This is a genomic window from Streptomyces sp. NPDC001922, assembly GCF_042891165.1.
GTDB lineage: Bacteria > Actinomycetota > Actinomycetes > Streptomycetales > Streptomycetaceae > Streptomyces.
The window spans coordinates 778658-791391 of record NZ_JBIASV010000001.1; the positions used below are offsets into that span (position 1 = coordinate 778658).

At 65.2% G+C, this 12734-nt stretch carries 12 protein-coding genes; 4 read left to right on the forward strand and 8 right to left on the reverse strand.

Features of this window, described 5'->3' with window-relative positions:
- Positions 1-60: 60 nt before the first annotated feature.
- From ACFYYR_RS03270 to ACFYYR_RS03285, 4 genes are all read right to left on the reverse strand, one after another.
- Positions 61-1008 carry a protein NO VEIN domain-containing protein gene (locus ACFYYR_RS03270; RefSeq protein WP_388846315.1) on the reverse strand — a complete coding sequence of 316 codons (948 nt, stop codon included), beginning with the start codon at positions 1006-1008 and terminating at the stop codon, positions 61-63.
- A complete protein-coding gene (locus tag ACFYYR_RS03275; protein WP_388846317.1) occupies positions 962-2788 on the reverse strand; it encodes a DEAD/DEAH box helicase in 1827 nt (608 codons plus the stop codon). The genes ACFYYR_RS03270 and ACFYYR_RS03275 overlap by 47 nt, the downstream gene beginning before the upstream one ends.
- Positions 2785-4200, reverse strand: a complete 1416-nt coding sequence (locus ACFYYR_RS03280) for a transcriptional regulator (protein WP_388846319.1) — start codon at positions 4198-4200, stop codon at positions 2785-2787. Before ACFYYR_RS03280 ends, ACFYYR_RS03275 begins: the two co-directional genes overlap by 4 nt.
- 131 nt (positions 4201-4331) lie before the next feature.
- Positions 4332-5009, reverse strand: a complete 678-nt coding sequence (locus ACFYYR_RS03285; RefSeq protein WP_388846447.1) for a hypothetical protein — start codon at positions 5007-5009, stop codon at positions 4332-4334.
- Positions 5010-5245: 236 nt separating this feature from the next.
- On the opposite strand from ACFYYR_RS03285, the gene ACFYYR_RS03290 reads away from it, so the two are divergent.
- On the forward strand, positions 5246-6130 hold the full coding sequence (locus ACFYYR_RS03290; protein WP_388846321.1) for a hypothetical protein: 885 nt from the start codon (positions 5246-5248) through the stop codon (positions 6128-6130).
- A 413-nt stretch (positions 6131-6543) separates the two neighbouring features.
- Here ACFYYR_RS03290 and ACFYYR_RS03295 read toward each other — a convergent pair whose 3' ends face one another.
- Together ACFYYR_RS03295 and ACFYYR_RS03300 are read right to left on the reverse strand one after the other, a co-directional pair.
- Positions 6544-7221, reverse strand: coding sequence for an ATP-binding protein (locus ACFYYR_RS03295; protein ID WP_388846323.1), 678 nt, complete (start codon positions 7219-7221; stop codon positions 6544-6546).
- Positions 7218-7463: a hypothetical protein gene (locus ACFYYR_RS03300; RefSeq protein ID WP_388846325.1), complete on the reverse strand. Its 246-nt coding sequence runs from the start codon at positions 7461-7463 to the stop codon at positions 7218-7220. Before ACFYYR_RS03300 ends, ACFYYR_RS03295 begins: the two co-directional genes overlap by 4 nt.
- Before the next feature lie 132 nt (positions 7464-7595).
- Between ACFYYR_RS03300 and ACFYYR_RS03305 the strand changes: the two genes are divergently transcribed.
- On the forward strand, positions 7596-8360 hold the full coding sequence (locus ACFYYR_RS03305; RefSeq protein ID WP_388846327.1) for a GntR family transcriptional regulator: 765 nt from the start codon (positions 7596-7598) through the stop codon (positions 8358-8360).
- 445 nt (positions 8361-8805) lie between these two features.
- Here the strand turns inward: ACFYYR_RS03305 and ACFYYR_RS03310 are convergent, their stop codons facing one another.
- Complete coding sequence (locus tag ACFYYR_RS03310; RefSeq protein ID WP_388846329.1) at positions 8806-9411, reverse strand: VanZ family protein; 606 nt, start codon at positions 9409-9411, stop codon at positions 8806-8808.
- 941 nt (positions 9412-10352) lie between these two features.
- On the opposite strand from ACFYYR_RS03310, the gene ACFYYR_RS03315 reads away from it, so the two are divergent.
- The gene (locus ACFYYR_RS03315) at positions 10353-10964 is read left to right on the forward strand and encodes a sugar O-acetyltransferase (protein ID WP_388846331.1); all 612 of its coding nucleotides are present in this window, start codon (positions 10353-10355) and stop codon (positions 10962-10964) included.
- A gap of 111 nt (positions 10965-11075) precedes the next feature.
- Positions 11076-11687 carry a DUF4291 domain-containing protein gene (locus tag ACFYYR_RS03320; protein WP_388846333.1) on the forward strand — a complete coding sequence of 204 codons (612 nt, stop codon included), beginning with the start codon at positions 11076-11078 and terminating at the stop codon, positions 11685-11687.
- A gap of 327 nt (positions 11688-12014) precedes the next feature.
- On the opposite strand, the gene ACFYYR_RS03325 is transcribed toward ACFYYR_RS03320, so the two are convergent.
- Positions 12015-12368, reverse strand: coding sequence for an SH3 domain-containing protein (locus ACFYYR_RS03325; protein ID WP_351511604.1), 354 nt, complete (start codon positions 12366-12368; stop codon positions 12015-12017).
- Positions 12369-12734: the final 366 nt, after the last annotated feature.

The following is a 12734-nucleotide window of genomic DNA, read 5'->3' on the forward strand; positions in this document are numbered from 1 at the left end:
TCATTCAAGTCAGGCCCATAGCTTCGCACGAGCGCCGGCAGGCTCACTGGCTAGTCCGCCTCATTGTTCAGCGGCAGCGGTCCAGACTGCCACAGATGTGCCCATACCAGTCAATCCACAGTCAAGTGGATGACGGTATCGCAACGTTGCCCCCTGGCTTGCCGAGCCATCCAGAAGAAGCCGCTCATCAGCCCCGGCACGGATCCCCACGAGAAGCGCCTCAGGAGGAACGGCCAACCGCACCGACTCCCACTGCCCCCGCTCGTTCTGGTCCTCGGGAACTACTGACGCCAGCCAAGCCCTGCGCACTGTTGCCACAGCCGCCGCTTCACCTTCGGCATCCACCAGTACGGCGACCATGCTCCACTCCGGATCGGCCCGCATGGTCTCGTACTCGTGCCGGGTGAGGTGCACGACAAGCCGGTCCGCGCCGACCGTTGCCTTCACTTCCAGGTGCGCGGAGAGTCTTCCGGGCACCATGACCTCGATGTCGTAGCCGAAGCCGTCAGAGATGGCCGCTGCATGGCGGACTTGGCAGCCTGCGGCGCGCAACAACGCAAGGAGGGCCAGTTCCCCAGCCAGCCCCGTCCGTCGGCGCTTTTCCGGATCTGCCTCACCGTGACCAGCCAGGTGGAGACCGGCCAGGGGGTGCCACTCCAGACCGAGCTCTCTCGTGGCAGTCCATGCCTCATCACATAGCACGCTAGCGTCCACTCCGCCTGCGGCTGCCGCCTCCTGCCACCCCAGGATCAACGGCTCAAGCGTTCGCAGACACTCCTCCAGAACCGGACGTCCGTCGGGCCCCAGCAGCCCAGAGCGGCGCAGCCAGGCGAGCGCGTCCGCATACTGCACGGGAGCGAGGTCGGCATAGCGCCGTTGATGGGTGAAGAGTGCCCGGGCGCGGCTGACGTCCTCCGTCCGCAGGTGCGTCAGCCAGCGCAAGGCCGCACGGAGCGTGCCGTTACCGGGCAGCGACCGCATCGACGTGCCGGAGCAGGGCGCGTACATCGGCCGAATCCATGCCCCCAGCCGCTGAGGGCTCTTCTTGCAGATCGGCAAGCTGCTGCACGGAAGGGTCATCGAGGATCTGGCCCATGAATTCCAGCTTCTCTTCCAGGCGCAGAGCGACGACCTCATCAATCGTGCCTTCCGAGGCGAGCACGGTGACCCGGGTCTCGGTTCCGGGCTCCAGGCCGAGACGGTGGATGCGGTCGAGGCTCTGCAGGAAGCGGCCAGCCATGAAGTCACGGTCCACGTAGACGGCGTCGTGACACTCATGGTGGAGGCTGATCCCCTCTCCGAGCGTGGCCGGATTGGAGAGCAGGACCCAGCAGTCCGGGTCATACCGGAACCTGCGGATCTGCTCCTCCCGGTCCGGAGTCCCCCCGTGCACGACCGCCGGCTGGTACGGGCTGAACAGCTGCTCCAGGGTGGTCAGGCTCCTCACGAACGTCGTCCAGACCAGCGTCTTGCGGCCCTGCCGGGCATTCTCGGCGACGATGCTGAGCGCTTCCTTGTACTTCGGAGAGAGCTCGTACTTCGGCAGGTCGCCCATCAGCGAGTACAGCGAGTCTCCCTCAGGAATCTGCAAGGGCGGTACCTGGTAAGACAGCGGTTCGTAGCGGCTGGTCCCCTCCAGCAGGAGCGCAGGACTCGTCGCAGCCATCAGCAGGCGGAGCATCGCCTTGCCCAAGGCGTCGAAATCCGAGCGGGAAGCCTCAGCCCGGGTGGTGAACCGCCCCACCAGCGCGTCATACACCTCCCGGTGCAGTGGCGGCATTCCGACGTACCGGATCCTCGTCTCAAAGGGCGGCAGCCCCAGTTCACCCTTGGTCGTGCGCGTGAACATCGGCCGCAGGACGGTACTGGCGTGCGCCAGATCACCTCCCGCTACAGCGCTGGTCACCACCCGCCGGCCGTGGCCGGGCCAGACGAAGGACAGCAAGTTCTCCAGGTCCCGGGCGCCATTCGGAGCGGGAGTACCCGTCAGGATCAAGCGGCGTCGGCTCAGCGGCCCCAGGGCCATGCAGGCACTGCCATAGATGCCCCGCGCCCCGAGCTTCATCCGGTGCGCTTCATCCAGCACGATCATCGACGGAGCTGCCCGCAGCCAGGAAGCGAGGGCCGCTAGTGAGCGGTCCAGGCGCTCGTAATTCACGATCAGGACTTCGGTACCCGGCTCAGGAGTCCGCTCCATGACGCGGGCCGACAGCGGCTCCTTGAAGCAGGCATCGCTCTCATACAGCCACGACTCATAGGCCGACTTAGGACTCACGACCAGCAGACGACGCACCTGCCCCCGTTCCCGCAGGGCAGCAAAGACCGCCAGAGCCACGCGGGTTTTCCCAGCACCAGGAACGCTGAAGTTGGCACCGTGCTGGAGTGAGAGCAGCCGCGCAATGTCCCGACGCTGAAAGTCCGTGAGGTCAGCACACCAGTCCGTTCCCAACAGTGTGTCGACATCATCGGGGGTGACCGCAGCCGTTCGCTCACCGTCCGAGAGACATCGCTCTGCCGCCTCCGCGTCGTCGAGCACCCCGCCAACCAGTTGGGCCAGCGCCTCTTCCCACTGGACCTCAGGCGAGGGCCAGGTGGCGAGAGCATCGAGCCCGACAAGGAAGTCGTCCAGGTCAATGTCCGCGGACAGGAGTTCCCGGTGTCCGCTCGCGGGGAAGCGGGAGACCAGCCGGGCCAGGTCCCGCTGGAACTCCGGAACCGTGCGGAGCACTGCCTTGGTGCGGGTCACATCGAATTCGATCCGCAGTGACGGACCGTCGGCCGTGCTCACTGCCCCTCCTGCCGGGCAGCGTTCAGCAGCCAGGTCACACCGTCTCCGGGTTCTTCAATACTCCGAGCCGATTCAGCAGCGAGCTTCTGAAGGCTGTCCCGAAGCTTCAGTACAGCCTCATCGAAGGTCTCTTCATCAAGGCTCCTCGACGCCCGGGCCAGGACCAAGTCAGTGACAGCCTGCTCGATGTCCTGACAAGCGTCCACAACACGGTCTGGCGCGGCTTGCTTCCGCTTTCGCAACCGGGCATCGCGGCCGGCAGGCTCCAGTGCGTCTTCCATCGCCTGCCGCACGTCCGCGTAGACCCGGGAGGCCTGCTTGCCCTCTTCCGTGGTTTCCAGCCGCCTGGTGCTGCTGACTGCCCGGGCTTGGAGGACTACATCGGTGAGCCTCTTGGCCGCTTCGACCTTCGGGTCTGCCGCCTTGACGGAGCGGCCGAGCCCCGGGATGGCGACAGGTGCGCTCGCGGACTCCTGCGGCTTCAGACTCTCCGGCAGCCGCGTCTCCAGGTAGCGCGCCCGGAAGTCGGGCTCGATCAGACGAATATCCGTCTTGGAGAATTTCAGCGCAATAGCCGCCAGCCTAGCCTCCTTCAGGAGTTCAGCATTCTCCTGGTTGACCAGCGACTCCTTGACGTAGCGACGGTAGAGCTCGGCGAGCTTTTCCTTGGCCTCTTCAAAATCGAGCAGCTTCAGCTGTGCTTCACCGTCACGGCTTCGGTCGATCAAGTCCCGCAGGCATTCGAGCACCCAGAGATCCCGCTTGCACGTCTTGACCTGCACTCGGAAGTCATGAGCGATCTTGTCCAGCGGCCGCCCCTGGGCGTGCTGTTCCTCCATCGCGAGCAGATGGTTGATGTAGGAATAGTCCCGTCGGTGATCCTTGCGGAGCTGGAGGGACAGCTCGACGGCGTTGATGTCTTCCCAAGTGCAGGACTCCGGAAGCACTCCGACGCGGATATGTCGGTTGCCGATTTCCTTAAGTGCGGCACGGCGCGTATTTCCGTTGACGAGGATCCCGTCACGCGTAATGAGCCCAGGCTCATTCTGCTGGAAGTCCCGCAGGCTGTTCAGCAGTTCATCGAAGTCCGGATCACGATCATTCGGGTTCGATGGCATCGCCTGGAGCAGGTAGTGAAGATATTCCTGGCTCTCCGGGCTCCACGGGTCTTCATCGAGCTTCCGGTCCCCTGCTGGGTCGTGGCTGCGCTGTGCCCGGATGCGATGCGTATTGGGGTTGAAGTACAGGACGTCGACCGGCATGTCGATCACTTCGACGTGCTCTGGCTTCCCCCTCCACTCGATGGTGAGGGTTTCCTTGACGCCGGCGGTCTTCGCCGCCTCCGCCAGCCGCTCCTTGACCAAGGCTTCGATGTCCGCTGCCCGTGGCGGACGTCCAATGGTCGAACTCATGAGATGACTCCTTGAAGAATGTCGAGTGGCCTCGCTCCCGGGGCGGGCGGCGCTCGGTGTGCGACCGGCCCGCCCGGGACAAGGACCTAAGGCGGATGACGCGCGGGTCCGGCACGTCACCCCCGCGTACGCTAGGACGGATTCAGAGCGTCCCGGACCATCGCCCGGGCCTCCTCGGGGAGCGTCCGGTAGTCGGCCCACAGCGTTTCCAAGGCGCTGAACTCCCGCCGGTCCTCCGCAATCCAGCCGACCAGGATGCTCTGCTCGATGGCGCCCAGATGCTGCACGCCGGCAATCACCTGAGTCACGTCCGCAGTGAGCTTCCGCCCCCCGACACGACACCGGTTGCACTCAGTGATCAGCGCGACTTCGGTGGTGCCGTCCGGCCGGATCACTTCACGGCGCGCGATGTCGAGCTGGGCCGCCTCGTAGGAGCCGGCGTAGTTCTGACCGGGCGCGATCCCGCACGCGCGGCAAAGGTGCCCGTCGCGGGACATGATTTCCCGGCGCCGCGTCGCCGTAATGCTGTTGCTGGCCTTGGTCGCCTTCCCCGGTTCCCAGACCGGCTCCCCCTGCTTCACGAAGCGCTGCTCGTTCATGCCGAGGCTCAGGTCCTCGCGGTTGGTGTCGATGCGCCACCCGTAGTCACGAAGGTCGCGCATGCGCCGGTCGATCTGCGCGGTGTCCGGAAAGGCGTCCCTCAACTGTGCCTTGGTGAAGCTCTTTCCTTCGCCGACGACCTCAACGAGCCACAGCGCGGCCCGCTTCATCGTGCCGAGCTTCGGGTTCTTCCACGACGGCTGCTCCATCACGCTCGCCCTCCATCCGGATCCATGCCTCCATACAGGGCCCTCACCGAGGCACCCCCCTGACCACGAAGGAGCGCGGCTCCCCCATGACTTCATCCATCTCAGCCTGGCCATGGGGGAGCGCGCTAGTGCTGGAGGCTGTCTCGCCGAAAGTGGAGACAGCAACGGGTTCCCTCAGCCATTCCCGCCCCGGCAGACTCGGAGGTCTGAAGTCCCATGGCGCGAATGAGGTGGAAGTGCCGAGCAAAGGCGAGATCAAGGAGAGCTTTCCGCCGGGCTGTACCCCTGCCCAGGTTCAGCTCGCGAAGGCGTTAGGAACGCTTCGTCAGCAAGCGGGGGACCTGTCGCTGCGGAGCATGGAACTGGAGGTGCGCTACAGCAGGACGTCGATCTCGAAGTGCCTCAATGCGAAGCAGCTCCCGTCTGTGGACATGATCGAGAGGCTTCATCAGCTCGCCTACAAGTACGTCCAGGCATCGGGTGGGACCGTCTCGATCCCGCTGCCGAGGCTCCTGGACCTGCGCGCGCGAGCTGCGGAACGCCCCTGCTCACACTGTCCCGTCGTCAACGAGCCGCAGGAGCAGCTGGCCATGCCGGACGATGAACCGGCCACCAGCACCGAGGTCCTGCATATCCGGAGGGCCGCAGAGCGCTCCCGTAAGCCGGCTCGCTCCCAGGCCAGCAAGCACCGCTCGGCGAAGGAGCTGCGCCGCCTGTTGGACCGCCGCCGCTCCGGCAACGGAAGCGAACGAGTAACGCCGGTCCCCCTTCAGGAGGGGGACCGGCGACACGATACGGACCAACAGCAGACGTGGGACGGGCTGGAAGAGGTTCGCCGTCATCTCAGCCGAGGGAACATGCTCGACGCAGCGGTGCTGCTCCGGCACCACGGAAGATCTCTCTCGTCTGACGATCTGCCACCGGCAGTCGCTGCCTGCCGGTCAGCGGGCTTCGACGATGCGGCAGAACTCATCCTGAGCGCCGCTGGCTCACGGGGGCTGAACACCTTGCTGAACCTGGCGAGCGCGTTCAACGAACAGCAGCGGCACACCGACCTCGAGATCCTCCTTCGCGCTGCGCGGCGCGCCACCACAGCGCAGCGTCTGCCTGCCGCACCCTGAAAACCGACATTAGGAATGATCTTCTGTGACCCGATCACAGCCTCGGGGCCGCCGTGGTCCCCGGCGCAGCATTCTCATTGACCTGACGGCGTATCTGGCAGCCCTGGTCGTCAGCGGAATGGCAGGGGCCGGTGCCGCTGTGGCTACTGGCAGTGCGGCACCCGGCATCATGACCTTCGCCGCGGCCGCAGCGTTGACATTCGGCGCCTGGTCGCGATTCAGGCAGTCGGCCAACCGGCCGGCGGTCTCGAACCGCCTTGCCCGGGGCCACCTGCGGTACGGCAGCGGCAAGGGGGTTGACCTTCGCTTTGAGTGGACGTCTTCCGGCAACGGCCCCGGGGAGCTGCCGCCGTCGAACCAGTGACACCGGGAGGCCGCACTTGCCGCACGCTTGAGCTGCTTGGGGCTTCCGGTCAGACTTTTGCCACCTCAGCTTCGAAGTGCGTCTGGGCCCGGTCAAGGATGTCGTCCGGGTCCCTTCCCTGCGCGGACAGCCAGTGGAGGAGATCGGCGATTAGCACGGTCGCCGCGTTCTCCAGGACGGAGGTCCATCGCGCCCCAGTGGGGGACAGTCCTCCGCTGTCTCCTCGATAGGCATCCAGGACTGTCGTCACCCGCTGAATCCGGCGGCAGTTCTGGTCATACGTTAAGGGCAGCTCACACCAGACGGCCTTGCCCACCGCCGTGATGACCGTGCCCCAGTTCAGGGCCATGCCGGCGATCAGAAGCAGCCCGCGCCCCCATTCCTCCTCCTCACGGAGGGGCATCTCCGCGGGTACGGCATGACTGGTGTCGTGCAGTTCGACACGGAGTGAGTGCTCCCGCGGTTCCAAGATCAGAGTTGCGGCGGCGCCTTCACCGACATGCCTGATGACATTGGTCGCGAGCTCCGTGACAGCCAGTTGCGCTTCGTCTGACACCGCCGGCATGCCCCAGAGGAACAACTGAGACCGGACCGCCCCGCGGAGGGCCGAAAGCTCAGCCGGCGCGGCCTCGAAAGGCAGCACGCAGCGGAGCCGGGGTGCCCCGATACTGCTGCGCTGCATGACTCCACCGCCGCCTGATGCTGCCTGCCACGCTGCCGTCGTCACGATGGTTCCTCTCGGTCGACTTCCACCCACACCTGCTGCCTGCCTTCGGCACACCCGTGCCCATAACGGTCAGCACTCACCAGGGCCGCGAGCACAACCCGCCATGCCGACGCGCTCAGCCGGTCAGGGAGTTCGGCAACCACCCGCGTGCCGGTCGCGATGCCCTCGACGTGGGCGGCCATCCCGGTGGCTGCGGTGAGCCGCGAGGCGATGTCGGCCGCCCGTGCCTTCACTGAGCGCACGGCTCCCCCAAGTACACGTGGAGTCACTGAACGTGTTTCTGATGCATCAGACTGCACCTAATGCATTAGCTTGTCAACGCAGTCGAAAGCACCTGTCACGCCCGACCCGTTCGGGCCACCCCGGAGAGCCACATGGTCCAGGAGACGCCGTCGTACATGCGCGTCGCGGACGCCCTACGCCGACGCATCACATCGAGCGAGTGGCAGACCGGGGACCGCCTCCCCTCCCGCGCGCAACTCGCCCAGGAGTACGAGGTCGGCCCCAACGTCGTGCAGAAGGCTGTTGAGCGCCTGATCATCGAAGGGCTCCTCGAAGGCCGCGCGGGCTCGGGCACCTATGTCCGCCGCCCCCGCCGGCGGATGCGCATGGTGCGCTCCCACCACCGCGAGCGCCGCGGTGGTTCACCCTTCCAGTCCGACATGCAAGAACACGGCCGACGAGGCACTTGGGAGTTCCACACCCAGGCACGCGTTCCGGCGCCCGAACCCATCGCTCAGCGCCTGGCTATCGAACCGGGTGAGCTCTGCGTCAGGACGACTTACGAGTTCCTGTCCGACGGGCAGCCGGTCCAGCTCTCCGAGTCCTGGGAACCCATGGCCATCACGGGCGAGACTCCGATTGTCCTTCCGGAGATGGGCCCCTACGCAGGCATGGGTGTGGTCGAGCGCATGCGGTCGATTGGCGTGCTCATCGACACGGCGGTCGAGATCCCTCGCCCGTCACGGGCGACACAGGAACAGGCGAATCTGCTCGGCATCAGCCTCGGGGACCTCGTCATGCTGATCGAGCGCACGTACTACGACGGGGACGGGCGCCCCGTAGAGACTGCCGACATCGCCGTGCCAGATCTGCGGTGGGAGATCGCTTACGAGATCGGCATCGAGCACCCCGGCTGATAGCGAGAGCTCTCCTGGCCGTGGTACTGGAGCATCCACCCTGGACCTGTCTGGAAGATAGTTCCAGGGTGGAGCCAGAGAAATGAGCCGACCCAACTCGAAGAGGTACCGGCGCAGCCGGCAACCACTACTTCGTTCCGAACCCGTTCGGCACCTGAACGCGCGAACTCACAGTGCAGCTCGCTCAGTGGAGCTGATAGGTAATGCACGCGACCGACATGAGGCCGACGCCACTGCCGTCAGAGCCAAACTCGCCTCGCGGGGGTTCGAGCACCCACGGTACCCATGGCATTCACATGAACCATCAATCGACCACGACACCCTGAGAGTTGCCGGGGGCAATGCGAAGCCTCGAAGCCCATCGGCGAAAGTGACGGCGTACACAAAGGTCGAGGGCATCGGCGTTTCACTTACCCACAGAGCCTAACATCCGGAATCCATGAACTTAGCGATTGATTCGCCTATGTCTAGCTCGATGCGAGACCGGATAAGCCTCACTGCGAGTGCATTCCCTGCCACCAAGCAAGTTCACCAGCTTCTCAGCCAGGACGATGAGCAGCACTCCCAGGCATGCTCCTGCGGCGTTAAAGAGGAGGTCGTCGACATCTGCAGTCCTGCCCGCTCGCATTACCCACTGGATAATCTCGATTCCGAAACTGAGGCCACATCCACCAGCAACAATTCGCTTGAGCGGAAGACCCCTGAACGAATAGCGGCCAGAGATGGCAAGGGGAGTGAACATTATGGCATTGGCCACCCGAAGACGGAGAAGCATCTCACGCTCGCCTGCCGACATGTATTCAGACCCAAAAAGAGTCCCTTCGCCCGGAACCCACCAGATGTGAGTATCACCTGTACCAATAGGCTGGGTAGGCGAAAGGGTGGCGACCAGAACCAGCGAAATACAAACGTAAAAAATGACACGCGAAAATAGGAGCTTCGCGCGTCGCCAATTATCGGAGTTCCATTCAAGGGCGCAGCAGCCCAGGAACAGCACCACCACCAGCAGCCCGACCCGGAACGGCGTAAGGAGCAGCACAACCTGCCACATCTGGTCCCTTTACTCTCGAAGCACGCCGAGGGGCTCGGGCACGCATTGAGCCCCTCGGCACTTGCTGAGATCCTACCGACACCACCACTTCGTAACGAAGCTCTCCCCGCCCGACTTCATAGCCCCCCGGATACAGTTACCCGGATTCATGGTCAGATAGCGAGTATGCTTCACCAACGAATTGCGCCCATCCCGTTCGGCAGTCTTCTTTGGTGAGTCATAGTATTTGGGGTGGGTTGCCTGCGATGTCTTGACCTGATAACCCAGAACAACCGTCGTCTTGCCACCCCTCGTCTTCCAATACTGAGTGGTGTACTTTCCACTGACCCTGGACTGGCCGTTAATGCAAAGCTGCCCATGGGATAGGTCCCCACAGCCAGTGGGTGTTGCGCTTGCCGTGGGAGCAGCAACAAGACTGGCCCCCAGAAGCGCAACTAAAGCACTTGCAACACCCATGATTCGCCGCACGAAATTCCCCCCTCATCCCTCGCGTGTCACCTAGTCAATAGCAACGCACATCGCAAGGTCTTAGTTTACTGCAGCGCGGCATGAAACCCTCGCGCCACATTTGACGACGCTCCAGAGTTTACATGACGTGCGGCAAGTATCTGAAATAATTACGCCATCGTATCCCACCTGACGAAACCGAGAAGCAGTGCACCGGGTTGGCTGATTTTCGATTGTCTCAAATTCGCCTACCGAGCCTTGAGGGGGGGGAGCGACGCCCTTTCGAGTCAATGGCGCCGCGAGGCACAGACTGGAAACGGAAAACCGTCGGCCCGGCCAGGGCATGTCAGGCCGCGTCCCACGCCATTCCAGGTGCCGTGACGGACTCCCATTGCGCCTCACGGCGACCGTTTCGGCACACACCCTATAGGGTGCCGACAGCCCCGCTTCCTCGCCAATGCCGCTCCCCCGAGCCCCGACGAAAGGACCGCCCCATGGGTGAGAACAAGCAGCGCATGCTCGCCGGTGACTGGTATCTGCCCGACGATCCCGAGCTGGTGGCCGATACGCGGCGGCGGGTCGAGCTGTGTGCGGAGTACGACGCGGCTGCCACGGCCACGCCCGACGTGCGCCACAAGATCCTGGAGCGGCTGCTCGGGTCCGTTGGGGAGGCGGTGGGGATCCGGGCGCCCTTCCGGTGCGACTTCGGGTACCGGATCGCCATCGGTCCGCGGACGTTCATCAACTTCGGGGCGGTGTTTCTCGACGCCGGGCCGATCCGCATCGGGGCGGATGTGCAGATCGGGCCGAACGTGCAGCTCCTCACCCCGACCCACGAGCTGGACACGGAGCGTCGGCGGGCCGGCTGGGAGCGGGCGCTGCCGGTGACGATCGGGGACAACGTGTGGCTCGGCGGCGGAGTGATCGTGTGCCCGGGAGTGACGATCGGAGAGAACACCGTGGTCGGTGCCGGAGCCGTGGTCACCAAGGACCTGCCGGCCGGTGTGCTGGCCGTCGGCAATCCGGCCCGGGTCATCCGTGAGCTGGAGCCGCGGTCCGGCGAGCCCGACGGTCGGCCCGCTGACGGTCGGCCCGCCGTCGGCTGAGCCGGGTACGGCGGTGCCGCTGATCGAGTCCGGCAGGCCGTGGCCGTTCGCGAGCCGGGCAGGCCGTTAATGCGTGGCATCGCCGCAGGCTGTGGGCCCATTCTGGGGCACATGCAAGAACCCAAACACCAGATCCGCGCCCTCCACACGGACTCCACCGTCACCGTCTACCAGGCGTACGCACCGGGCCTCGGCCTGCCCGCCGCCCGCGAGGGGCGGTTTCCGGCGGCCTGGAAGCGGGACCGGATGACGTGGATCAAGCCGTCGGTCCTGTGGATGATGTACCGCTGCGGCTGGGGCACCAAGCAGGACCAGGAGACCGTGCTCGCCGTCGAGATCACCCGTGAGGGGTTCGAGTGGGCGCTGCGGCATGCGTGTCTGTCGCACTACGAGCGTGGCGTTCACGCCGATCTCGCCGCCTGGAAGAGGGAGTTGCGTCGCGCACCGGCTCGGGTCCAGTGGGATCCGGAGCGCGATCTGCATCTGCGGCCGCTGCCGCACCGGTCTCTTCAGCTCGGGCTGTCGGGCGAGGCCGCGCGGAGTTACGCGGACGAGTGGACGGTGTCCATCACCGATGTGACGCCGCTCGCCCACCAGGTGCACGGCCTGGCCCGAGAAGGCGCGTTGGACGACGCGGCGCGGCTGCTGCCGGAGGAGCGTCCGTATCCGGCCGGGGAGGAGCTGCTGGCGCACCTCGGGGGGACGGGGCAGGTTCCGGCGTAGAACGCGGGGCGGGCGCTCACCACGTCCCGGTACGGCACAGCTCTGTGTGCCGACCACTTGGCGCGGGGTGGGCCCCCATCGCTTCAAGGCTTGGTTCAGTCAGTGGCCCGCTGCCGGAAGACCGGGCAGACAGGTGGCTCCACCCCTCAAAGCCGGGTCCGCCCCCGTCCGGTTCTCCCAGGGGACAAGCTCCTCGCCGATTGCAGCGAGGAGCCTGTCCGGCTAGTTCAGGCGTACTACGACCACGCCTGTGACTCCGGCCCCGGGCCTCGGTTTCGACCGATCGGATCTCCAGAGCACCTACACGGTGGACTGATCAGGCCCTACCTAGACGGCGAACCAGCAAGCGGCCACGACCCAGCCCTTGGCGCCGTGCCACTTCACCGGGTACCAGTTCGTATCGGTGGTTCCGCAGACCTTGTAACGACTGCCGGGCACACCGTCCAGGTCGTCGGTGGTGATGACCGTGCCCTTGGGCATAGTTCCCACAGCAGCAGACTTGGTCGTCCGCTTCGCCCTCACGGTGAGGGTTTGCTGAGCCTTGACCTTCCACGCGGCAGCAGTGCCCACCTCCGCGGCCTGGGTCGTCGGAGCCGTGCTTGCCGTGGCGACACCGCTGGTCAGGGTGGTGCCCATCACGGCTGCAGCTGCGACGACGAGCGCTGTGAACTTCTTCTTCATGCGCGTATTCCCCTAAATGCTTACATCGATTGTTCGCGGTAGAGCCAGCGATACTGAAATCGCGTCAACTATCGCGGCTGTACTCGCTCGACGTAGCTAACACCAAAATGCTCAACGTGCGGTAAGCGCAGGTCGCGACCCACCTACGTGGTGCCGGAGGAGGTAGCTGCCGCACCGGGATCGGAGCCACAGAGCACCGGGTAACCGAGAGCCTGCCCGCCGGATCCCCGTCTACCGGGCCCCGGTGGCACACGACCAGGGCCGGGCCCGCCGGGATGCGGTGGGGCGCGTGGCTACCCAAGAACCCTGGTCAAGAACTTCTCCCCACCCCACCCACCGACCTGTCGCGAGCCATTCGCCAACCTG